At 51.6% G+C, this 23,818-nt stretch carries 15 protein-coding genes; 7 read left to right on the top strand and 8 right to left on the bottom strand.

The window, feature by feature from the left end; genetic code table 11:
• The first annotated feature begins 144 nt into the window (after positions 1–144).
• Positions 145–1,638, top strand: coding sequence for a leucyl aminopeptidase (locus KKH67_14995; protein ID MBU1320489.1), 1,494 nt, complete (start codon positions 145–147; stop codon positions 1,636–1,638).
• Positions 1,639–1,724: 86 nt separating this feature from the next.
• Here KKH67_14995 and KKH67_14990 read toward each other — a convergent pair whose 3' ends face one another.
• Complete coding sequence (locus KKH67_14990; GenBank protein ID MBU1320488.1) at positions 1,725–2,714, bottom strand: hypothetical protein; 990 nt, start codon at positions 2,712–2,714, stop codon at positions 1,725–1,727.
• 143 nt (positions 2,715–2,857) lie between these two features.
• On the opposite strand from KKH67_14990, the gene KKH67_14985 reads away from it, so the two are divergent.
• Positions 2,858–3,049: a hypothetical protein gene (locus tag KKH67_14985; GenBank protein MBU1320487.1), complete on the top strand. Its 192-nt coding sequence runs from the start codon at positions 2,858–2,860 to the stop codon at positions 3,047–3,049.
• A 65-nt stretch (positions 3,050–3,114) separates the two neighbouring features.
• Here the strand turns inward: KKH67_14985 and KKH67_14980 are convergent, their stop codons facing one another.
• From KKH67_14980 to KKH67_14965, 4 genes are all read right to left on the bottom strand, one after another.
• Complete coding sequence (locus tag KKH67_14980; protein ID MBU1320486.1) at positions 3,115–3,717, bottom strand: hypothetical protein; 603 nt, start codon at positions 3,715–3,717, stop codon at positions 3,115–3,117.
• Positions 3,718–3,884: 167 nt separating this feature from the next.
• Positions 3,885–7,442, bottom strand: coding sequence for a pyruvate:ferredoxin (flavodoxin) oxidoreductase (gene nifJ / locus KKH67_14975; GenBank protein MBU1320485.1), 3,558 nt, complete (start codon positions 7,440–7,442; stop codon positions 3,885–3,887).
• Positions 7,443–7,687: 245 nt separating this feature from the next.
• Complete coding sequence (locus tag KKH67_14970) at positions 7,688–8,242, bottom strand: dCTP deaminase (GenBank protein ID MBU1320484.1); 555 nt, start codon at positions 8,240–8,242, stop codon at positions 7,688–7,690.
• 66 nt (positions 8,243–8,308) lie between these two features.
• Positions 8,309–8,737 carry an Rrf2 family transcriptional regulator gene (locus KKH67_14965; GenBank protein ID MBU1320483.1) on the bottom strand — a complete coding sequence of 143 codons (429 nt, stop codon included), beginning with the start codon at positions 8,735–8,737 and terminating at the stop codon, positions 8,309–8,311.
• Positions 8,738–9,042: 305 nt separating this feature from the next.
• On the opposite strand from KKH67_14965, the gene KKH67_14960 reads away from it, so the two are divergent.
• The 4 genes from KKH67_14960 to lipA are packed head-to-tail and all read left to right on the top strand — an operon-like array spanning position 9,043 to position 14,272.
• Complete coding sequence (locus KKH67_14960) at positions 9,043–11,778, top strand: FAD-binding oxidoreductase (protein ID MBU1320482.1); 2,736 nt, start codon at positions 9,043–9,045, stop codon at positions 11,776–11,778.
• A 30-nt stretch (positions 11,779–11,808) separates the two neighbouring features.
• Positions 11,809–12,357, top strand: a complete 549-nt coding sequence (cobO, locus tag KKH67_14955; protein ID MBU1320481.1) for a cob(I)yrinic acid a,c-diamide adenosyltransferase — start codon at positions 11,809–11,811, stop codon at positions 12,355–12,357.
• A gap of 53 nt (positions 12,358–12,410) precedes the next feature.
• Positions 12,411–13,364 (top strand): thioredoxin-disulfide reductase, encoded by a 954-nt coding sequence (gene trxB / locus KKH67_14950; GenBank protein MBU1320480.1) that lies wholly within the window; start codon positions 12,411–12,413, stop codon positions 13,362–13,364.
• A complete protein-coding gene (gene lipA / locus KKH67_14945) occupies positions 13,361–14,272 on the top strand; it encodes a lipoyl synthase (GenBank protein MBU1320479.1) in 912 nt (303 codons plus the stop codon). The genes trxB and lipA overlap by 4 nt, the downstream gene beginning before the upstream one ends.
• A gap of 240 nt (positions 14,273–14,512) precedes the next feature.
• On the opposite strand, the gene KKH67_14940 is transcribed toward lipA, so the two are convergent.
• Positions 14,513–15,136 (bottom strand): PadR family transcriptional regulator, encoded by a 624-nt coding sequence (locus KKH67_14940; GenBank protein MBU1320478.1) that lies wholly within the window; start codon positions 15,134–15,136, stop codon positions 14,513–14,515.
• A 127-nt stretch (positions 15,137–15,263) separates the two neighbouring features.
• Here KKH67_14940 and KKH67_14935 point away from each other — a divergent pair, with 127 nt between their 5' ends.
• A complete protein-coding gene (locus KKH67_14935; GenBank protein MBU1320477.1) occupies positions 15,264–16,817 on the top strand; it encodes a response regulator in 1,554 nt (517 codons plus the stop codon).
• Positions 16,818–16,822: 5 nt separating this feature from the next.
• On the opposite strand, the gene KKH67_14930 is transcribed toward KKH67_14935, so the two are convergent.
• Both KKH67_14930 and KKH67_14925 read right to left on the bottom strand, forming a co-directional pair.
• The gene (locus KKH67_14930) at positions 16,823–17,923 is read right to left on the bottom strand and encodes a site-2 protease family protein (protein ID MBU1320476.1); all 1,101 of its coding nucleotides are present in this window, start codon (positions 17,921–17,923) and stop codon (positions 16,823–16,825) included.
• Positions 17,924–18,270: 347 nt separating this feature from the next.
• Positions 18,271–23,139, bottom strand: coding sequence for a hypothetical protein (locus KKH67_14925; GenBank protein MBU1320475.1), 4,869 nt, complete (start codon positions 23,137–23,139; stop codon positions 18,271–18,273).
• Positions 23,140–23,818: the final 679 nt, after the last annotated feature.

Raw genomic sequence — 23,818 nt, 5'->3', positions numbered from 1 at the left:
CTTGACATTGTAGCCGTCTCTCAGTTTTTTAAAGCTTCAACGTGCGTTGCATCAGTCTGCATGCGGTACGATTTCGGTGTGCCACGAAACGCACGTTAGAGGTTGGAAAATCTTTCTTTCATATATCAGAATGGAGGAGACACTATGAAGTTTGTGTCGCGACACCTGACAGTTGAAGCACCCGGGAGTGAACTCGCTGTATTCTATGCCTTTGAAGGGAAGTTTTCAGCCAACACTCACCTCAAGGATGCGGATGTGTGGTTTGATGGATACTTCTCCAATCTCTTTTCTCTGGAGCAGTTTTCGGGAAAGGCTAATGAGACAGCACAGGTGTTTCCCAAGGATGGTATCCCTGTCAAGAAGATTCTTTTGGTAGGACTCGGGAAGAAAAGTGATCTCAAACCGGAAGCAGTCAGAGAGTACGGCGGAACCATCGGCAAATCTCTCAAGGATTTCAAGGCCGAAACGTGCACGGTGTTTCTTCCGGAAGCTAAGTCGTCGGTGATTTCTGCGGTACAGATTGGTCAGACGGTGACAGAAGGCATACTACTTGGATCACACACGATAACTGAATACAAATCTGATCCGAAGCCGGATAAGCTACCGACCGAAATCTGTCTCAGTCCGTCAGCCAAAGGCATGGTTGCGGCGGTCGACAAGGGGGGAGCGATCGGCGAAATCACCGCCTGGGCGCAGAATACCACGCGTGAACTGGTCTCCCAGCCTGCAATGTTTCTCACACCAACCAAGCTGGCAAAATACGCTGAGCAATTCGCCGCAGAGTATGGCTTCAAGTGCAAAGTGCTCTCTACTCCTGATATCAAGAAGCTCAAGATGGGCTGCCTTCTGGCTGTGAACGCCGGTTCTGATCAACCGCCTAAATTCATCGTGCTCGAATATGTCGGACCGAAGGCGCACAAACGCAAAGTCTGTCTCGTTGGAAAAGGTATCACTTTTGATTCGGGCGGTTACTCGCTCAAAGATGCAGTGAACATGCTCGACATGAAGGGCGACATGGCCGGCTCAGCGTGCGTGTTGACGTCGATTGCTGCCGCTGCAAGGCTCAAACTGCCGGTGCATGTGATCGGACTCATTCCGACCACTGAGAATCTTGTTTCCGGCAAAGGCTACAAGCCGGGAGATATCCTCACCTCCTACAACGGCAAGACTATCGAGATTACGAATACCGACGCTGAGGGGCGGCTGATTCTCGCAGATGGACTCGGATATGCCGATACGTTCAAGCCGGACGCTCTAATCGATATCGCAACGCTCACTGGTGCGGCAAAGATCGCTCTCGGATACACCGGCGCGGCCTACTTCTCGAACGATGACCGGCTGGCGAAAAAGGTCGAGAATGCCGCTGACACGAGTTGCGAGAAAGTGTGGAGGATGCCGCTCTGGGAAGGCTACCAGGAATATATCAAATCGGATCTGGCCGATATCAAGAACTCCGCAGGGCGTGCGGGTTCACTCTGCACATCGGCAGCGTTTCTTGCGAACTTCGTCGGCAACAACAAATGGGTGCACATTGACATCGCCGGTGTCGACGTCGATGTCAAAGGTGGCAGCTATGTCAAGAAAGGCTCATCGGGACTCGGAGCACGTTTGTTGATTGATTTTCTGCGAAGCTGGTAGGTATCCGCAAGGCAGACCTGATCATCGAAAAACAGAAGCGCCGCTGAATTCAGCGGCGCTTTCTCATAGAAATCTTTCTGCTCTGTCTATCTGCTCCAGGCTGGGAATGTGTCTGATCCCGGTCCTGAGATCATCTTGGCGTTGCTGCCGTCGCTGTTAATAGTGAAAATCGCACCATTCAGCGTTCCGAACGCCAGTCTCTTGGAATCGGGCGACCATGTTGGAGGCGAACCAGCCAGCGTGATCCCTGCGGGAGGCTCATATATCAGCTTCTTGCCGGTGCCGTCAGCATGGATAAAATATAAACCTGCGTTACTGAGATCAGAAGAGACATAGGCAATCCAGTTGCCGTCAGGCGACCACGATGGCGATGTCGAGCCGGACAGTTTCTTTGCCGCCGCCATTAGCTCTTCTGCCGTCTGTGTGACTTTCGTAGCACTCGTGACCACAATTCCAATCGGTATTACCTGCTTCCCGTCAAAGCGAGCGAGATTGAACGCGACTCTGGAACCGTCAGGAGAGAGCGTCGGAGTCATTGCAAACAGTGCGTCACTTGAGCGAGGAAGCGAAATATCTGAGATAACTCTGGTTTTGACATCGTAGAAACCAACACGATACTCAGGCCAGGTTGAATTGGCCATAGCGCCATTGACGTCATACGTGAATGTCACTTTGGAGCCGTCTTTTGACCATTCCGGACTCTGAGCCCCGAGAGTCTCAGTAATTCCCATCCAGAAGTTGTTTGTTGAGTCGATGAAGGCAAAGAAAAGGTCATAGACTCGATGGTTGCCGCCGCCGCCATCTGGATACTTCAATTGAAGACTGCCTGAGCGGGAAAACACAATGCGTTTGTTGCCGGGCTCCCAACTGAGTTTGCCCTTGGCGTTCTGGATGCCACCCACCAGCGGACGCTGATCAGCCCCGTCCGGGTTCATCAACCAGATATCACCGTTGCGGATGAAAGCGATCTGCTCTCCTGCCATGGCGGTCTGAGCTGAGAGGTCTCCCGACGATCCCACCAGGATTGCGCCAGTCAAAAGAACTGCGAGAATTATACTCGGCCTTAATTCGGTCATGGTCTGATTCCCATGTTGGTATTATTGGTGTCTATTCTTGCCTTTTTACACCGGCTCTCAAGCCAGGTTGCACGTTATTGCAACCCGAACTATAATAAAACAGGCCTGCTGTGTCAAACCGTTTTGGCTCAAAGAGTAAAGTAATGCTTGATCGACAGATTCAGTCTCGGACCCGAAAAGTCGATGTCAATCGGCTGGTGCGTGTCGGAATTGACCAGATACAGTTCATACGTTTCAGTCATCTGCTTGCTGAGCTTGTCGAATTTGAGCCAAACGTATTTCGCATCAGCGGCAAGAATCAGACCTTTCCATGCTGGATATTCAATGCCGGCTGATAGATGGAATCCCGGTCCGGAACCCTTCAGATGATCGGTGAGTACGTAGTACTCATCAGTGCCCTCTATGAATCCAGCAAACCCTTCCCACAGATCCCAATAGGCGCCATAATGCCGATGCCTGCCCCAGCCCTCGCCGATAGTCCTCTGATGCCGAAATACGGCACCGGCGGATTGTGAAAGAAATACTGGTAGTCGAGATATACTCCCCAGACTTTGATTTCGCTTCTGAGATTGAAGTCTTCCACGTCTTCATGCGTGCCCGCAGTCAAATCTGTGTAAAACTCGAAATCACCCTTTTTCGACGATCCCACGGTCAGCCAGTAGTCAAATGCCGCCGACAGGAGTCCCCGATCTACGAGGAGCGACAGACCCCCTTCAAAGCTCGTTATGCGGTGGATGCTGGCAAGAGCCGTGGCGTCTGTCGAATTCACCATTCTGACATACTTATTGGTCTCGCCCGTGAAATTGTGGTAACCGGCTGGATCGACTTTCCCATAAGAGAATGAGAAGAATGGAGCCACCATCGTGTGCTTTTTTACGGCATCATTCTTTGCCAGGAACTGCTGAACCATCTCTTCTTCTGAAGCCGCCTTGAGAGTCAGCGGGAGTAGCAGCATTGTGATCAACAGAATCGAAAACAGAAACAGACGCTCCTTGCCTGTCATAAAACCTCCCATAGAATTTAAAGGCACTCTATTATTCTGTATATCGGTAGGAATCTGCTGAGGTTAAGTCTTCGGGGAGGAACAAGACTGTTTCATTTTGAATCATACAAAAAGAGCCGCGGGTGTCGCGGCTCTTAAACGTATACAATCAACAACTATCGATTCCGTTAGGCATCCGGCGTATCGACATAATCCATCTCGGCCATCTGCTGATACATCTTGAATCTCATGTTGACATCTTCCTGCGACAGCTTTAGGAGCCTTGCTGCACGCTCAGGATCGATTTTGCGCAATGCACGGAATCTGTTCTCGGCATATGCGTACTCTTCATACTTGATCTTCGGAGGTTTGCTGTCGAGTAAAAATGGCCGCTTACCCTGTGCGATAAGATCCGGATTGAAGCGGAACAGAATCCAATGTGCGGACTGGACGGCCCGCTTCTGAGCATCAGTGGCTTTAGTCATGTCAATGCCGTGAGCTATGCAGTGCGAGTAGGCGATTATAATGGACGGCCCGTCATAGGCCTCAGCTTCCATAAATGCCTTGACTGTCTGCGTCGGATTTGATCCCATCGCAACACGCGCGACATATACGTTGCCATAGGTCGCCATCATCATGCCAAGGTCTTTCTTCGGAAGTGACTTTCCCGCAGCAGCGAACTGAGCCGTTGCGCCGCGAGGTGTCGATTTCGACATCTGACCACCGGTATTCGAATAGACCTCGGTGTCGAGCACGAGGACATTCACATTTTTACCCGATGCCATCACATGATCCAGGCCGCCGTATCCTATGTCGTATGCCCAGCCATCTCCGCCCAGTGCCCATACGGACTTCTTGACGAGATAGTCGGCTATCGATAACAGCCTCAATGAACGATCGTCATTCTTGCCCTTAAGAGCCGCCCTGACCGCGTCAACTCGCGCTCTCTGCGCTTCGATACCTTCCTGCGTCGATTGATCGGCTGCGATAATGTCATTAGCCAATTCCGGAAGCAACTCTGCAAGAAGTTCCCTTGCATGCTCATTCAATTTGTCGACCGAAAGCCGCATACCGAATGCAAACTCGGCATTGTCCTCGAATAAGGAGTTGGACCATGTAGGACCGCGGCCATCTGCCCGCTTGGCGTACGGTGTCGTCGGTAGATTGCCACCGTAGATCGATGAACATCCTGTCGCGTTGCCGATCATCAGGCGATCACCAAACATCTGTGTCAGCAGCTTGACATATGGTGTTTCGCCACAACCTGCGCATGCACCCGAGTACTCGAAGAGTGGTCTGACAAACTGACTTCCCTTGATCGTCGCTACGTTATAAAGAGCGGGATCGGTCTCAGGAATGCTCTGGAAGAATGAGTAGTTGTCTCTTTCGGATTTACGCAACGGTGGTTGCGGCATCATTTTCAATGCTCTCTCATCGGTGAGCTTGCCGTCGGCGCCCTTCTTGTGTGCCGGGCAGACAAAGACGCAGAGATTACAGCCGGTGCAGTCCTCGGGGGCAACCTGCACAGTGTACTTCAGTCCCTCAAACGCCGAAGTCCGCGCATCTGCCGACTTGAACGTCGATGGTGCCCCATCGAGATTCTTGGGATCATAGGCTTTCATCCGGATTGCCGCGTGAGGACAGATCAGAACACATTGGCCGCACTGCGTGCAAATATCTTCATCCCAGACTGGAATTTCGACCGCGATATTCCGCTTCTCGTATTGAGTCGTGGCGGTCGGAAACGTTCCGTCGTTCGGCATAGAAGACACCGGCAGTTCGTCGCCATTGTTCAGCATGATCTGTGAGACAACCGTCTTCACGAATTCCGGCGAGTCGGCAGGAACGATCGGAGGTCTCTTCGTCTTGCTCGTCGGTTTGTCCGGGACCGCAACTTCGACTACGTTCTCAAGAGCGGTGTCCACCGCTGAGAAGTTCATCTTAACGACGTTTTCACCCTTGCTGCCGTAGGTCTTGCGGATGGCGTCTTTGATTGCGGCAACAGCTTTGTCTTTCGGAAGGATACTCGATATCATGAAGAAAGCTGTCTGCATGATCATGTTTATCCTTGCTCCCAGGCCTAGCTTTCTGGCCAATCCGATACCATCGATGACATAGAATTTGAGCTTCTTATTGACTATTGATTCCTGGACTTCATAAGGAAGCTTGTCCCAGACTTTATCCTTATCATACTGGCTTGTGAGAAGGAACGTGCCGCCATTCACGATATTTCCGAGCATGTCGAATTTCTCGAGGAATGAGAAATTGTGACAGGCGACGAAATTCGCTCTGTCGATGAGATACGGACTGCGGATGGGATCTTTCCCGAATCTGACATGAGATATAGTGACAGCTCCGGCCTTCTTGGAATCGTACACGAAGTACCCTTGTGCGTAGCTGTCCGTGTTGTCGCCGATTATCTTAATGGAGTTCTTGTTTGCACCGACAGTCCCGTCAGCGCCAAGCCCAAAGAACATGCCACGGAACACATCATCCGGAGTCACACTGAAGTCAGGGTCGAAGTCGAGACTGGTGTGCGTCACATCGTCGTTGATTGCGATCGTGAAGTGATTCTTCGGCGACCTGGAAGCAAGATTGTCAATGACAGCTTTGGCATGAGCCGGATTGAACTCCTTCGATCCAAGACCATATCTGCCTCCCACAACCATAGGTAGTGATTTGAACTTAGTTATTCCCAGCGATATCGCCTCGTTCAGTGCCGCATGGACATCAACGTAGAGCGGTTCGCCAACAGCGCCGGGCTCCTTCGTTCTGTCAAGAACGGAGATTCGTTTGACCGTGGCCGGAAGCGACTCTGCAAATGCCTCAACAGAGAACGGACGATAGAGCCTCACTTTGATCATTCCAACAGACTCGCCGTGCTCATTGAGATAATCGATTGTCTCATGCATGCACTCTGCGCCGGAACCCATCATGATGATCACGTTTTCTGCGTTCGGATCGCCGAAGTAGTCGAACAATTTGTATGTTCGACCCGTAACCTCTGCGAATCTGTCCATGTGCTTCTGGACGATATCCGGGGCAGCAAGATAGAACTGGTTGACTGTCTCTCTCGCCTGGAAGAACACGTCCGGATTCTGCGAAGAACCCTTAAGTGTCGGTCTGTCGGGTGAAAGCGCCCGCAAGCGGTGAGCGTTTATCAGATCATCCGGAATCATCTTGCGCATTTCATCCTTCGAGATTTCGATAACCTTCTGGACCTCATGTGATGTCCTGAAACCGTCAAAGAAGTGCACGAAGGGTACGCGGCTTTCCAATGTTGCAGCCTGAGCTATCAGTGCTATGTCGGAGACCTCCTGAATCGAACCGGAACATATCAGCCCAAATCCGGTGCTACGAGTCGCCATGACATCAGAATGATCGCCGAAGATTGAGAGAGCGTGTGATGCCACTGCGCGAGCCGAGACATGAAATGCTGTTGGCGTAAGCTCGCCGGCAATCTTGAACATGTTCGGGATCATCAGCAACAGGCCCTGTGACGCAGTAAACGTCGTAGTCAGGGCACCGGCCGACAGCGCACCGTGGACCGCGCCAGAGGCGCCACCCTCAGATTGAAGCTCAGATATAATCGGAATCGTCCCCCAAATATTCTTCTCTCCAGCAGCCGACTTGGCATCCGCTATCTCTCCCATCGCAGAGGAGGGCGTGATTGGATAAATCGCACAGATTTCGTTTGTTGCATGCGCAACGTATGCCGCCGCCATGTTGCCGTCTATGTTGATCATCTTCCGGACTTCGCTCTTCTTTCCGGACGAAGAAGCTCCGTCAGGTTTGATCTGGCCTGCAGGTACTGCCTTGTTTGCCATCTACTGTTCTCCTTCCACAGAAGTCCTAACAGCGATCAGGTACTGTTGATCGCATGGATCATATTTGAATCAGAAGTTCCTTATCAAAAATAAAAACCGAGATCACACTCATTCGAGCCTCGGAGTCGCCACCGAGTTCCGCCGGGATGCTGTCGGGATCGATCCTATATCCTCGGCAGTGTGATATCGGTCTGAGCCTGGTACTTTCCTTTCTTGTCCCTGTATGACACTTCGCACATTTCATCCGCCTGAAGGAAGATGATTTGTGCTATACCTTCATTTGCGTAGACCTTGGCCGGCAAGGGTGTGGTGTTGGAAATTTCGAGTGTAGCGTGCCCTTCCCATTCAGGTTCAAACGGTGTGACATTTACAATTATACCGCAGCGAGCGTAAGTCGATTTCCCGAGACAGATTGTCAGTATATTTCTCGGGATCCGAAAGTACTCAACCGTCCTTGCGAGCGCAAATGAATTGGGGGGAATAAGAATCGAATCTGCTTTGATGTCCACAAACGAAGTTGCTGCGAAGTTCTTTGGATCTACGACATCAGAATTTATATTCGTGAAAATCTTGAAGTCATCTGCTACCCGTATGTCGTAACCGTACGAGGAAACACCATACGATATAATGTTATCCCTGACTTGTGCATCGCTGAACGGTTCAATCATGCGGTGCTTGGTCGCCATCTCCTTGATCCAACGGTCTGCCTTAATCGGCATGCCTGCTCCTTGTTGCTAGTTATCCTCACATTCGACCTATCTCAGAAGTAGGTCACCTGCTGGATGCTAGCTTGTGGGAAGGCTGTCCTTCTTGCCCCAGATGACCAGGTCCGAGATGGTGTTGCCCTCGAAAACTTCCAAAATCCGGTCTTGCGTCATCTGAAGTAGCCTTCTGACGGAACAGTCGCCGGATTGCTTGCAGATGCTTGCATCCGCCAGGCATTTGGAAATATAATACGGACCTTGGATCGATTCAAGTACTTCCTTGACCGTGATCCGGTCCGCAGGCTTACCCATCGAAAACCCTCCCTTTACTCCTCTGTGAGATTTCACCAGTCCGGTCTTCGAAAGGCTCTGGAATATCTTCGCGAGGAATTTCTCCGGCACCTGCTGTGCATCGGATATCTCCGAGAGCGGAGTCACCTTACCATTGGGTTGATCGGCAAGGTACATAATTCCGTGGAGTCCATAGTCTTCTGCCTTAGTGAACTGCATTTGCGACCTCGACTCTCATGATATCGACCCGGTGCTTGTTAAAAAATTCACAAGCTCAGGTCCTTGTTGAACGATATTTCCTCAGTGCCCGCAACCGTAAGAACAGTCACTTGCTACCGCTGCCAAATAATAAAGATACCCTTGTGATCCGGTATGTCAAGGGGAAAGTTATCATTTTCACAAAGACATCTCGTTACTAACTTGCCGACAGTAATTTGGAGCCGCATACGCTTCAGAGATAGTATGAATCAAATGCCGCAGAAACTTCTTTCGTCTCTATTCTGAATGCGTATTTTAGTGATGCCATGGCTGGATTGAAATCGTGCATCTATCGTTTGAAGAAGGACCTCGGCCCCGATAGCGTGCTCACAGAGTGGAGTGCCCTGCAGGCATACAGCTCTGATGCCTCACCATATGCTGTGAAGCCGGCTGCCGTTGTGCTGATCCGATCAGTCGAAAGCGCTGTCGCTGCCAGGCGCATTTGTGCGTCAGCGGGCGTCTCGATTCATCCTCGTGGGGGTGGGTCAGGCTTAGCAGGTGGCGCACTCGGCACGGGCGTCATCATGGATCTCTCACACCTCGATAGAATCCAGAAGATCGATATTTCTCGCAAGACGATTGAAGTTCAGTCAGGCGTAGTGCTTGACAGGATCAATGACAGCCTTGCGCCGATGGGGCTGATGTTCGCACCTGACCCATCATCAAGCGACACTTGCCAGGTCGGTGGAATTCTTGCCAATAACTCATCGGGTCCTCGATCTGTAAAATACGGGACTACCGCGGATTACGTGGACATGATCGATGTCCTGCTCCCGGATGGCAGAAGGTTCGAGCTCAGCGACCTGAGAATAGACAGCTCCGAATTCAGACAGCTTCTCGATGCCTACAGACCGTTCGAAGTGATATACAGGATCATTAAGGCCAAGGCCGATCTTATCAGAAAGATCTTTCCGAGGCTGAAGAAGAACTCGTCCGGCTACAATCTGCTCTCCGTTGTCGATCAGTTCGACAAAGGCATTTTCTCGCTGCCAAGACTTTTTGTCGGATCAGAGGGCACACTCGGCATGTTTCTTGGTGCAAGGTTGAGACTTGCAAAACTCCCCTCGAAGAAAGTTACTCTGCAGATTCTATTCAATTCGTTGAATGAAGTAGGAGAGGCCGTTATGGAACTCCTCCCAACAGGACCGGCCGCGCTTGAACTTGTGGACGGTTCATCGCTCGATCTTATCGGCAGAGACAAGTTCGAGATTCCGGCAGCAGCCGACGCCATGCTTATCGTCGAATACGATGAGGGACCTTTCGACGAGAAGATCGAAGATGCTCGCAAGATTGCCGGAAAGTTCAATCTGACTGCAGCAGTTGCTGTGGAAACCGATCCGGCGAGGCAGGGCGAGCTTTGGGAGGCTCGCAAGGCGATCGTACCGACCCTGTACCGTAACAAAGGTAGAGCCAAGCCGTTTGGATTCATTGAGGACGTGGAGGTGCCGATCGAGAAAGTGCCTCAACTTGTGAGATTTGTCAACAGGGCATTCGCGGACGAGGGACTGACCTCAGGCATTTACGGTCACATAGGCGACGGGAATGTGCACCTGCGGCCTGTTGTCGATCTATCGACCTCCGAAGGTCTTAAATGTGCGCGACGGCTCTACAGCAAGGTGTACGAGCATGTAATCAGCCTGGGCGGTTCCACGACGGCAGAGCATGGCGATGGTCGACTAAGAGCGGCCATGGTTGAGCGGCTGTACGGTCCTGAACTGTACGAGATATTCAGGAAAATCCACCAGGAACTCAATCCTGACAAGAGCATCAATCCGGATGTGAAGCTAAGTCGAGTCGATTTCACAGAGAACCTCGATTTTGAGAAAGTGACGCGACTCTGTGCATCGTGCGGCAAATGCAACAACTACTGCCCGGCGTTCGATGTCTACCGCACTGAAGAGATGAGTGCTCGGGGTTGGGTGAGGATAATGCTCTCCTCAGAGTACAGCCGGAGTCGAGCTGAACGTGTGCTTGATGGCTGCCTGAACTGCAAGAATTGCCTTATGGTCTGTCCGGCAGGTGTGGACGTCTCCGAATACGTCATGGATCGCCGCTCAGAGAAGCATGGGACGATTGCTCGCACTATCTTCGATCTGCAAGCTGATCCTGAAATATTCGACAAGTGGGTCAAACGAGGTGGACGAGCGATGCGGCTGATAAACAACGCTCCCGCGCGATTCCTCTTCGGCCTGGCCACCAGTCCCTTTGTCCATCTCGACCGCAATCGAATCATGCCGCAGATCGCTTCAAAGACACTCCCTGAGCGGTTCCCTGAGTTGGTTGATAATGACGGAGCGGACATTGCATATTTTTTCGGCTGCGCTGACAAGCTGATGGATTTGGCGTCCGGTCCTGCCGCGATCTCGGTGTTGTCGAAAGCCGGATTCTCTGTGTCGCTTCCGAAGCAGCACTGTTGCGGAATGCCTCAGCAGAGTTATGGCTTCTTCGGGCATGAAGCGGATTTTGCTCGCAAGAATATCGACAGCCTCAGCAAGTACCGCTATGTCGTAACAACGTGCGCCACCTGCCTTGGAGAGCTGCTTCACTACCGATCTCTATTTGCTGACGATGAGATTTACCGCGAGCGCGCCGAGCAGCTTGCAGAGAAGTGCTTTGATATTTCCGAATTTCTGTGGAAGTTTTCGGATCTTCGATTCAGAGATGCGGATTCCGATAGAAAAGTGTCATTCCATCAACCGTGTCACTTGCGGGAAGTCGGCAGAGTAGCTGAATCTCACAGAATGATAGAATCGCTACCGGGAGTAACGCTGGTCAAGATGGAGGACGCGGATCGTTGCTGCGGTGCCGCCGGAACATATAACGTATTTCAGTACAAGAACGGCATGCAGATATTCGGTCGCAAGAGAGCTGCATTCGAGAAGTCCGGCGCCGATCTTGTCACATCAAGTTGCCCGACTTGCGTTCTTCAATTCATTGACGGCCTGAAGGCTCCTCGCAAGGTTATGCATGTGGTGGAACTTGTAGATGACCTTACCTGTTAGAATCTAAATCGCATACTGGAAAGGAAATTAATGAACGAAGCTAAGAAACAACCGATGGGTCTGGTGATAGTCTACACGGGTAATGGCAAAGGCAAGACCACTGCATCGCTTGGGATGTGCATTAGAGCCGCAGGTTACAAAAAGAAGGTCAAGATCATTCAGTTCATCAAAGGATCCTGGCACTATGGCGAGCTCGATGGTATAAAACTTCTCTCGGAATTCGTCGATCTGGAGCAGATGGGCAAGGGCTTCGTCGGAATAATCGATGACAAAGAAGACATCTCTGTTCATATCGCTGCAGCCGGGAAAACGCTCGCTCGATCGCGCGAGGTGATGCTGTCCGGCAAGTACGATATTCTGATTCTCGACGAACTCAATGTTGCTCTGAAATTGAACTTGATAAAGCTCGACGATGTCCTTGAGCTCATTCGAAGCAAGCCGGAGAGCCTCCACCTTGTAATCACTGGCAGAGACGCTCACGAGAAAGTCATAGAGCTCGCGGATCTTGTCACGGAAATGAAGGAAATCAAACACCCATTTCAGAAGGGCATTCTCGCTCAGCAGGGAGTTGACTTCTAAAGCCGAATCCTGTTTATTGGGGCAAACAGTGTTTCAGAGCTGGGAGACAAAGAATGAAAACAGATTATGATATCATCATAGTGGGAGGCGGCCCGGGTGGACTTACCGCCGGATTGTACGGTGCCAGGGCGGAGCTGAGGACAATTCTCCTCGAGAAGTACCTCCCCGGCGGGCAGATCGCCAATACTGAGGAAGTCGAAGACTACCCGGGATTTGAGCATATCTCCGGCCCGGAACTCGCAATGAGAATGACCAATCATGCGAAGAAATTCGGTCTTGAAATCGCTTCCGAAGAGGTGGAAGAGATATACTGTCGGGATGATATCAAAGTCGTCAAGACTTCGGAACGCGAACTTACCGCGCAGGCCGTAATTCTTGCCACCGGTGGTAGTCCCAACAAACTGGGAACGCCGGGTGAGCTGGAATTCTCCGGCAAGGGTGTTTCATATTGTGCCATCTGCGATGGTGCATTCTTCAAGGGTCAGGTGATTGCCGTTGTCGGCGGAGGCGATGCAGCTGTGGAAGAGGCGATGTTCCTGACGAAGTTCGGATCGGTTGTTCATCTGATACATCGTCGCAACCAACTCCGCGCACAGAAGATTATCCAAACTCGCGCTGCCGCAAACGAGAAATTGAATATCATTTGGGATACAGTCGTCGAGAAGATCAATGGCGATTCCAGAGTCAGATCGCTAAGCCTCAAGAATGTTAAGACGGGTGAGGCTTCGACTCTCGATGTCGGTGCGATTTTTGTCTTCATCGGATTCGTTCCGAATTCGAACATCGTTCGAGAGGACATCAAGAAGGATGAGGGCGGTTATATCATCACGGACCATAAGATGGAGTCGTCCATTCCCGGCATCTTTGCAATCGGTGATGTTCGCGCTCAACTGGTGCGTCAGATCACAAACGCGGTAGGTGATGGTACGACTGCCGCCGTAGCCTCTGAGAAACACATTGAGAAGCTCCACGACAAGCAGTTGGACATGAAAGCCTCCAAGGCATGACCCTCGCGCGGCGAAAACCTCCCTGGCTTAAGGTCAAGGCTCCTCTCGGTGAAACCTATTCCGAAGTGAAGAAGATCCTCGGCGGACTTTCCCTGCACACTGTCTGCCAGGAGGCGAATTGCCCCAATCGGATGGAATGCTGGTCGCAGAAAACGGCGACTTTTCTGATTTTGGGAGATGTATGCACTCGTGGGTGCAGTTTCTGTGATGTGTCACGCGGGAAACCGGGCGAAGTCGATCGCGGCGAACCGGGGCGTGTTGCCGAAGCCGTTGATCGCATGGAGCTGGAATACGTGGTGATAACCTCGGTTACACGCGATGATCTTCCGGATGGCGGCGCATCTATCTTCGCAGACACGGTGCGGGCGCTCAAGGACATCCGACAAAGCATCGGAGTTGAAGTGCTCATTCCTGACTTCAGGGGAAGCAAAGAAAGCTTGATGGAGGTGATAGAGTCGGCCCCCGATGTGATAAATCACAATCTTGAAACCACGCGACGCCTCACTCCAGTAATCAGAAGGGGTGCGGATTACGACCGATCCCTTGAACTGCTCAGAAGGGTCTCAGAATGGGGTGGAAATATCAGGAGCAAGTCTGGCTTGATGCTCGGTCTTGGCGAGACTATTGATGAACTCAAGCGAACCTTCGCAGACCTCGCCGAGGCTTCCTGCGAACTTTTGACCATAGGTCAATACTTATCGCCATCTGAGCGACACCATCCCGTGGAGAGGTTCTACACACCCGAGGAATTCGATGGACTGAGAGAGTCGGCACTGACGTTTGGCTTCTCTTCAGTTCTTGCCGGTCCCCTTATCAGATCATCTTATCATGCTCGCGAGCAGACTAATGGAGTGACCAGCCGCGAGACTATGCAGGACAGGTTTCTCCGAGACGTTCCAACTTCGTGAAGTCGGCAGCAGTGAGCGCATTCCCGCATTAGGACTTGTTGAAGAACCCCCGCAACCGTCACTGCGAGCGAAGCGTGGCAGTCTCGCTGTCTCAAAATTGCGTCGCCTCTCAGAGAGATCGCCACGTCGCTCCGCTCCTCGCGATGACAGAGTTTAGCGCGACATCGGCTTTTGCAACAGGCCGTTTACTGAGATGACAGCGTCGCTGATCTTTTGGTGATGATGCGGTTTAGGTTGGAATCACTTCAGTTCTTTAAACGTTTTCTTATAGAAATCGATCTCGTTCTTGAGGAATCTAATCCGGTGCCGTATTGCGATCTCGCTGATGGGAGATGATTTTTGCTCAGCCGTCTCTGCCTCACGCCATGCGTCCTGGATTTCCAGCAGATCAGACGACAGGCTTTCCAGCCGCTTTTCAATGGCCTTTTTCACGCCCGCACCGTCAATCCCGATCTTATCTGCAAGCGGGAATATCATATCCGACCTGAAGCGAATTTGCTGCCCGAATATCAAATCATCCTCAAGAAAGCCCTCCAGTACGTGGCGCCCCAGATCGTTGAGGCTGTATATCTTTTGATCAGGGCGAGACTTGTTTTTCTTAACTTTCAGACCGACCGCACCCTGGGCATGCAGTTTGCGCAAAGCGTGATATACGTTGGGCACAGAGAAGCCAACGATGGCATCCAGGTTGTCCTCTTTCATGCGCTCGATTAGCCTGTAGCCATGCTCCGGCCCACCTGCAAGGTAAGCCAGTATGATATAGTCTGTTTGAGTCAGTGTCATAGTCTCGTCCCCATTGTAAGCATTCGCTATAAGTCTGTCAACTCTATAATCGATCTGCCTGCCGGCTGAAAAGCTGGACAAACATAAACATCTTAAATCTACCAAGAGCTGCTTAAATAAAGGTCAAATCGCTATTTCAGGACTCCGGTCACCTAATCAAAAACTAAAGGAAACCGATAACGGTGTTGATAGGGAGGTACTACAATCGATGAATAAAAGAGCTCGCATCCTGGTCGTCGATGACGAAGATTACATCTGCTCGATTGTCCACAATGCCTTGGCTGACGAGAAGAGTCGAGTTGTGAAGAGCTGTACCGACTCTCGTAAGGCCCTTGAGTTGATTAAGAATGAACGCGTCGATCTGATACTCACTGACATGGTGATGGACAACGTAAGCGGCGTGGATATTCTCAAGGCCAGCATGAAATATCAGCCGGACTGTGTCGTCGTTTTCATGACCGGCCACCCGACTGTTCAAAACGCAATCTCTGTTCTCAAGCTCGGCGCGTATGATTATCTCGTGAAGCCGTTCAAGCTCGAAAATCTCAAAGCATCGGTCGAGCGAGCACTTGAGAAACTGTGCCTGAGTCGCGAAAATGTTCGACTGAAGAACACAGTCTCATTGTACCAAATTTCGGAAGCGATGGGCAGCAGCATTCACGTTGACGCGTTACTGAAACTCGTGTTGAATTCCATCGTTGCTGAATTCAACGCGTGCATGGCTACCATTTCTCTGATAGATCCACACGCCCCGGGAGTGCAGCTCCGTGCCTTTCATGGCATTTGGGATGATATTGCGAAAGTGCCTCTGCTAATCGGCGAGGATAGGGTCAATACCAAGGTGATCAATTCCGGCAAAGCAGAGATGGTCAGGGATGTCAGAATGCCCGTGACAGGTCCGGACGGTAGGAGGCGGATAGACGAAGCCGCCGGTGTCTCCGTGCCGCTGTATGCCAAGGGTAATGTAATCGGCACATTGAACATCGTTCGAACAGGCATGAACCGCTCTTTCACGATCGGCGATATGCATTCGCTGTCGATCATGGCTTCAAAGGCGGCATCTGCGCTTGAAAGCTCGATGCTTTACGACGAATTGGAGGACGCGTACCTTTCCACAATCAGGGCACTGGCAAATTCGGTCGAAGCGAGAGATCACTATACGCGCGGTCACACTGACAGAGTCACTCACGTGGCCGAAGCTATTGCCCGCGAACTAAGCTGGAGCGAAGATGAAGTCAAGTGGCTGAAAATTGGCGGAACTTTGCATGACATTGGAAAGATCGGGATTCCCGATCGAATTCTCAACAAGCCGGGGCCGCTAAATCAGGATGAAGCGGAAATCATGCGACAGCATCCTCAGATGGGAGCGAAGATGCTCGACGGCATCCCATTCCTCGAACCCATTCTACCGTACATTCTGTATCATCACGAAAGGTGGGACGGTAGAGGTTATCCGCACGGTCTCAAAGGAACTGACATTCCTATCCAAGGTCGCCTGCTGGCGATTGCGGACACGGTGGATGCCATTCTCTCAGACAGACCATACAGAAAAGCCAACGTTCCCGAAAAAGTGATCGACGAATTGCTTGAATTCAGAGGAGTGCAGTTTGATCCGGATCTGGTCGACGCTTTCGTGGAGCTCTGGAAATCCGGGAAGCTGGACCTGAGGTCCCTCTGCGGTCAGGTAGACGCGGACTCGTTCGGGAGTGGTAACCTGGACAATGCTAAGAGCCGCGAGGGAATAACTGTGCAGTCCGGTTAGAAGTGTCAGAATGAAACAACACTCAACGGCAGCGGCATAAAAGTAACCACGAAGATTAGGATTGCGATCCAGCCCAGCCTTCTGCGCACAGGATCAATCTCGATCTCATCATCAAGAGTCGGGGGGTGCTTCACTTTTACGATGAATACCACCAGAGCAGCCCAGAACAGCCATCCCGTCCAGATGAAAGCGAGCCCCAGCATCGCTACCAGAGCTGTATTTGCTATAAGACGGTGCCTCTTCCGCCCGACGAGCGCATATATTATATGTCCGCCGTCCAGTTGGCCCATCGGCAGGAGGTTCATCATAGTGACAAACAGTCCCACCCAGCCGGCGTAAATCAAAGGTGACAAGACGAGCTGTTGACCTTCCGGCACGGTCGGCATGAAAAGCTTGCTGAGGACCATGAGAAGCAGCGAGTCACCAAACTCAAAGAACGTATCTCCCGGCTTCGGTGCAGCCGTCGGCTCAAATGTCGCCGTAGCGAATCCGACAATGAGAATTATCAGTGCCGGAACGAATCCTGCCAGCGGACCGGCAACCCCCACGTCGAAGAGTTCGGTACGATTCTTAAACGGTGATCTCGACTTGATAAACGCCCCCAGCGTGCCGAACAACGTCGGAGCCGGTATGAAATACGGCAGACTGACATCGGCTTTGTGATACCGCCCGGCGAAGTAGTGTCCGAATTCGTGGAACGCAAGAATGCACATGAGCGCGAGCATGAACCAAACCCCGGGCAGCAAAAGACTCGTATCTTCGAAGATAGCATTTCCACCGTTGAGGTAGCTGAAGCTAAAGACCATCGAAAACACAGTCAAGACCGCCAGGACGATATTCAGCCACGGCACCCTCGACTTCTGAGGGCGGATGTCCTTTGCGACAATGACAAAAGACCCATCACGCTCGTACAGGTGGAGGAAGAAACCGAGATCAAAGAACCTGCGCTTGAGCGCTTCTAGCCAGACCTGAGGAGCAATCTTCGGTGCTATCTCGAAGATGACATCACCGCCTCGATGGTATACAGCAACGATGTCTGCAAACTGAGATACCTCGGGATACAGAAGTTTTCCGACACGCTGCAATTCGAGTTGATCAGTCGACATGGTAGCTCCTCTTGACGAGCTTGCTGAAAAACCCTGGACATCGTCCTTGCGAGCGAAGCGTGGCAATATCGTCGTATTATGCGCGGGTGGGAATCCTTTCCTGCCCGATTTATTCAGCTGTCAGCAGGAAGGGGTTACTGACAGCGCAGTATAGGAGATCGCCACGTCGCTTCGCTCCTCGCGATGACGTTGATTCGCAAGATCGTGACTTTCTCAACGAATTCTGCGAATCAATCTCTGTGAACTACTACAATAGTATCGGGGATTGGTTCAGAAAATGCACGCAAAAAAGAAAGCAAGGGCAGAAGCCCTTGCTTTCCATCTATTCGATAATCGAAAAATTCGATCTATCGAACCAGTTTGCTCATCGGCGGGGGACCACCGTTGAACATCCAGTCGTACATGTACTGCGCATCGGCTGCATCGACAACGTCGTCACAGTTGATGTCGCCGAGGTACTCGAACGGGCAGATAGGACCGCAAGGACCGCCTGTGCCGCCGATCAGGTGGACAAGATCTAAAAGATCAATCTCACCGTCATCGTTGACATCGCCACGTCCGTAGCCAGCCCACTTATTGGCAAACTTCATCATATCGGTGATTTCGCCAACAGTTGCGCCGCCTGGGTATGCGAAGACAACCATCGCACCCTGCACGGTTTCGTAACCGGCAAAGCTGTGGTGACCCGCAGTCATGATTTCACTTCTATCATCCGGAGGTGATCCGGGCATCGCATTCGGGCTGTACCCGACATTGTCCGGGCCTGTCGCAATTACCTTGTCCATGAAGGTCAATGGCAATTCCGCAGGCGGATAGACATCATCCGGGTTGTTCAGACCGACAGCATTGTACATTCCGCCGGTCGGATCTCCGGTCGGGCAGAGGAAGCTGCAGTCAAGCGGCAACGCACCGTAACCAGCTACTTCACCGGAAACTTCATTGTACTGCCAGATTGCGCTGGCATCGATGTCGCCGTAGACCTGCTCGTAACCACCTGCATCACCGGGCATATCCCAGTCAGCATACAGACCCCAGTAGAGATCGTCCACTGGATTTGCATAGCGGTTGCTTAAGTCATAAGCAATCAGCTTGAAGTTGTTGAAGTAGTCGGTTCCGCTCTCTGCAAACGCACCATACTCTCTGTACACCATGCGCATGCCCAGTGTCAGTGAGTCGGCAAGCACTCCATCAGCGTAGTTGAAGATTGAGTCGATGACAGCGGTTTCGAAGTAGTCACCATAGATTTCAGTGCCGTCGCAGAACTCGTCGAGGAGAATCTCTTCGGCGGTTATGCACGTTTCATCTGCAAACAGGTGATCGTAGCCGTTACCACCTTCTTCGAGCCATGCCAATCTGTTCGCTCTGGTTCCCCACCAGAATGTTCCCAGATAGAGAGGATCGTCCATATCATCGACTATGAAGTTGTCGCCGCCGTTGCCATCATCGAACCAACCGGAGTTGTTCGTGTACTGCCAATCGTCGCCGCCGAATCCAAAGTCAAGGTAGAATTCACAGAATGCAAATCCTACAATAGCTTCCATCTCAATCATTGCGTTGACTTCCAGCCCATTGCAGAGCGGAAGAGCAGATGGACACTCATTGTAGTCAGGATCATCTGTCGCAACAACAAGATAGAACAGGTTCGATCCACGACCCATACTCGGTGTGTCGAACGCAAATGTTGCATCATAGCACGCGTAGGGGCCAAGAACGCCTGTCGGAGCAGAAACGAGTGTGACCCAGGTCGGTGGAACCGAAAGGCTGAAGTCAGACTGCTTGGCTTCCATGACGCGATCGCCATACTCGGACCTCAGGACTGACTTGTTCTGCATCTTTGCAGCTTTCCATCCGTCCATTGCGTTGAAGTCGTCGATAGTGTATTCGGTCACTTTTGCTGCGTTCTTGTCTGCCTGAGTCAGACTGTACGGATTGACAGTCGTGACATAAGCTGCCGCCGGATAGGATGGATGAGCTTCGAGTGCCAGGCAGTATTCGAGAGAAACACAACCGCCGTTGCAGAATGCATCGTCGACAGTACGCTCGGTACCGGCCGGATCGATGAATTCAAGCGGTGGCTCGATTGTGATCGCACCGGGAGCAACCAATCTCGGACGGTCGGCGCCCATGGAATACATAGTAAGTCTTCCACCGCCGCTTCCGCAGTCAGACCAGAGCTGCGTATTCGCCACGTACGGGACACCAGCATACTTCGCGATCGCGGGACCGAAACCATAGCCGGTAAGGTTGTACGTGAAGATCGGGTCTCCGTTATCCGCATTGGAACAGTTGAATGTTCCGTACGGAGGTACACGAGTACCCCAGAATACATTCGCGTCACAGGTAAGACCAGCCGGGTTAGTCATGGCACCCCTGGTGAAATCCTGCCACACAGTGTTGTTGTCATAAGTACGACACCAGATACCGTTAAACCGGTCATCCTTATAGCCCACGTTGCCATAGTAGTACAACTGGGCATCTTCGAACAGAGCAATGTTCGCATAGAAGCCCTGGCCGCAGACCCAATAGTCGGCAGTTGCCGGGTCACCGGTTGCCGCATTAATGATCATGTTGTAATGATCGAACGAGGTATGATCAGCCAGACCAAGCTGCGTGAACAACTGGTCAACAGAGGCAGCATAGCTCGCACCATTTGTCGAACCTTCGTTCCATCCGAGCAGGCCGGTAAATCCGCCGTAAGGCCATCCGGGATGGAGTGCGAGATTCGGTGTGTACTTGTAAATGCCACCAACAGCAGCACCAGCGCCTGCATCGCCACCAGTCAGACCTGCCGAGCAACCGAAATAGAGATCGGTGCCGTCAGATGACGGGGAGACCCAGACACTATTGCCGTAAGGAGTGGCAGCCCACGCGGACGTAACGCCGGTGAACTTGTCGAGCTTGTACATCGTACCACCGTCACCACCGAAGTAGACAAAGTCGCCGATAATGACAACCGGAGTGAAGCGCATGGCACCTGGAGCGCCTTCAAGAGCAGTGCCAAGTATCGGTGACCGATGCCAGACAACAGCTCCGGTGAAGGCATCCGCCTTCACGAACGATTCAAATGTACCACCGCCGAAATAGATGAAGCCATCTTCGATGGTCGGGCTTGCCCGCAAGCTGCCACCGAGAATCTGCGGGTACAGAGGATCGGCCGTAAACGTGCTCCATACCGGAACCGGATTGCCGGCGCCGTCACCTGCAACGGTGAAGCACTCAAGGTGCACACCGAATGCAGCATAGACGAGTCCATTGGCCATTACCGGATTCGCGAAGTAGCAATAGTCTACCGGTGACCAGTATTCCCAGATCTTCTGGAAACCGCAAAGATCACCGATTTCGATCTGACTATCACCAGTACGAGCGTAGTCGTGAGAGAGTGTCGGCCAGTCGTAGTCTGCCTTCGCATCAATACAGAAATGCTCCGTTGGCTCGACTACAGGACAGCAGACATTGACATCCATCAGGAAGCAGACGTCATATCCCCAGTCGTCAACCATCAGGCCCCAGTATCCGTTCCACCACTCACCGCCGCGACCTGTGGCTGATGAACCGTCGTCAGACAGAACTGCCAGCACATCGCCCGGATCGTTGTAGATCGGAGTGTAGCCAAGATGGAATTCGCCGTAGATGATGATGTTGTCAGCTTCCACGTCAACAGTCTCATAACCCGGGAACCAGCTTGTTACAACCGGCACCGGATAGACAGCGACAGTATCCGTCGGATACGTGCCGTCTGAGTTGAAGACGATGAAGTCAGCGCCGGGAGCGCCTACAGAACCACCCTGATAGAAGGCGATGTTCAGATCCATCAGCCAGCAACCCATGGCGGGCATGGTCATACGAGTATTGAAATAGTCGTCGCCATACGCGTCAGGAATGGTCCAGTAGTAAGCCGCGTCGCCGTTGTAAGTAAGGAGATAACAATCAGGTGCAGGTGCCACTTCCCAGCAGACTTCGGCTGCTATCATGAAGTCGACATCAACACCCCAATCGTCGATCATCAATCCCCAGTAACCGGCCCAGAGCTCAGAGCTGCGATACTCTGCAGGACCGGAACCGTCATCCGAAAGAACCGCCATCACGTTGCCGGCTCCCTGGTTGACAGTAGTATATCCGATGTGGAAATCGGAGTTTGCAGGAATGATGATGTTGTAAGATGTCAGGTCGACGAGTGTCGCACCTGGATACCAGGTGATCGACGCAGTCGGGATATTCACGATCTGTAAAACAGAACCCGGAAATCCACCGCCATCGTCGTTCCAGACATATAGATCGATTCCTTCGCCGGTGACATCAACTGAACCACCCTGATACATATTGATCTCGGCGGTCTTCAGTGTGCACGCGACAGCTTCATCGTTGGAGAATCTTTCGTTGAAGAAATCATCTCCATACGCGTCAGGAATCGTCCAGTAATAGTACGCGGAATAAGTGCCATAGAACAGCCAAGCGCATTCCGGAATGGGGATATCACCATAGCAGACATCAGCTTCGATCACGAAGTTGACATCAAGTCCCCAGTCGTTGCCCATCGTTCCCCACATTCCAGTATAGAACTCTGAGGAACGAAGACTACCGGTCGTGCCCTCGTCTGACAGTAAGGCATAGACGTCGTCGGTCTGATTAACCGTTGTAAAGCCGACATGGAAGTCCGCATCCGTAACTTCTATTGCGAGCGCGGAGAAATCTACCACGAGGGCAGTCGGGTACCAAACCATATCGACGGCAGCAACATTGATGCGGGCAAGTTCAGTTCCGGGGAATCCGAAACCGTCATCGTCCCACACAACAATGTCGACACCATCACCCGAGACCACCGAGCTTCCGTCATAGAAACCGAGATACACTACGTCTAATGTGGCCGTTCCCGCCGCAGGCGTAAACCTCATGTTGAAGAAATCATCTCCATACATGTCGGGGATTGGCCAGAACCAATACGGAGTGCCGTCCCAGTACGAAAGCGTTTCGCAATCGGCTGGAGCGCGAGTAAACGTACCGTTGACAACCGCAGGCTGAGCAGCCGATACTGGCTTGCTGTACTGCGGTGGCATCTCCGGGAACGCCACATTACGCTCGAATGACGCTTTCGGTGCATCGGGAAGCGAATTCGGCAATCGCTTGAGATGGTTAGGGTCTTTGAAAGCAAATGCTGCGCTGCTCAAAGCCAGTAGGAAGCTCAAAACAAAAACAGCAACAAGAAGTTTTTTACACATCTATTTCCTCCTTATAGCTAGGAAATGTGTCATTTTGAAAGCCAGCCATAGGCGGACGTGAACCCACCGGTCCATACTCTTCTCCTATGTTGATAGGTTCGTTCTCCGAGAAACGCATTCGCGCCTCGCGAAGAATATTGAAGATTCAGACCAATCAAACAAAGAGAGCGATTGTCTAGGGCGTTCTCAATGTCTAAATCAGGGCCGACTTCTTCAAAACAGATTCCTACTTTTGGAGTCAGGAGCTCAGTCTCAATTCATGTTTCGGTAATTCCGACACTGCCTTGAGACAAACCCCGAAAAAGTTGTATTCAAGTTTAAGTGATTCTGTAACTATGCCGACTAAAGATACCTCCCGGGTAACTTAGTATCACCTCCCGATTTGTATGCTAACAAATAACATAAGACTTGTTTCAAGTTAACGTTTGCATAGTAACGAAAGAGATGAGGTGATAGAAAGAAGATACAAGCGAACTAAAACATACCGGACAGAAACAACTTATTCTGTCTCTGTTATCCTGTAGCTATCGTTACGCTTTGAAGAAGACGTTTACAGTTGCGGGCCTAACCACAACTACAAACTTAGTCGATACGTTCAAACCGCAAGCAAGTTAGCTAATTATGCGGAATTGTCAAGAGAAATCTCATTCAGGTACAGAGTTTTTTCGTGAACCAGCAG

It is taken from the genome of Candidatus Zixiibacteriota bacterium (assembly GCA_018820315.1).
Classification (GTDB): domain Bacteria; phylum Zixibacteria; class MSB-5A5; order JAABVY01; family JAHJOQ01; genus JAHJOQ01.
Note: the sequence above shows the minus strand (reverse complement) of the source record. Positions and strands in the feature narration are given on the sequence as shown.

Excerpts from the sequence above, each read along its gene's own strand:
- KKH67_14995 (MBU1320489.1), top strand. The coding sequence starts at position 145 with ATGAAGTTTGTGTCGCGACACCTGACAGTTGAAGCACCCGGGAGTGAA.
- KKH67_14990 (MBU1320488.1), bottom strand. The coding sequence starts at position 2,714 with ATGACCGAATTAAGGCCGAGTATAATTCTCGCAGTTCTTTTGACTGGC.
- KKH67_14985 (MBU1320487.1), top strand. The coding sequence starts at position 2,858 with ATGCTTGATCGACAGATTCAGTCTCGGACCCGAAAAGTCGATGTCAAT.
- KKH67_14980 (MBU1320486.1), bottom strand. The coding sequence starts at position 3,717 with ATGACAGGCAAGGAGCGTCTGTTTCTGTTTTCGATTCTGTTGATCACA.
- nifJ (MBU1320485.1), bottom strand. The coding sequence starts at position 7,442 with ATGATCAACATAGACGGCAACATGGCGGCGGCATACGTTGCGCATGCA.
- KKH67_14970 (MBU1320484.1), bottom strand. The coding sequence starts at position 8,242 with ATGCCGATTAAGGCAGACCGTTGGATCAAGGAGATGGCGACCAAGCAC.
- KKH67_14965 (MBU1320483.1), bottom strand. The coding sequence starts at position 8,737 with ATGCAGTTCACTAAGGCAGAAGACTATGGACTCCACGGAATTATGTAC.
- KKH67_14960 (MBU1320482.1), top strand. The coding sequence starts at position 9,043 with ATGGCTGGATTGAAATCGTGCATCTATCGTTTGAAGAAGGACCTCGGC.
- cobO (MBU1320481.1), top strand. The coding sequence starts at position 11,809 with ATGAACGAAGCTAAGAAACAACCGATGGGTCTGGTGATAGTCTACACG.
- trxB (MBU1320480.1), top strand. The coding sequence starts at position 12,411 with ATGAAAACAGATTATGATATCATCATAGTGGGAGGCGGCCCGGGTGGA.
- lipA (MBU1320479.1), top strand. The coding sequence starts at position 13,361 with ATGACCCTCGCGCGGCGAAAACCTCCCTGGCTTAAGGTCAAGGCTCCT.
- KKH67_14935 (MBU1320477.1), top strand. The coding sequence starts at position 15,264 with ATGAATAAAAGAGCTCGCATCCTGGTCGTCGATGACGAAGATTACATC.
- KKH67_14930 (MBU1320476.1), bottom strand. The coding sequence starts at position 17,923 with ATGTCGACTGATCAACTCGAATTGCAGCGTGTCGGAAAACTTCTGTAT.
- KKH67_14925 (MBU1320475.1), bottom strand. The coding sequence starts at position 23,139 with ATGTGTAAAAAACTTCTTGTTGCTGTTTTTGTTTTGAGCTTCCTACTG.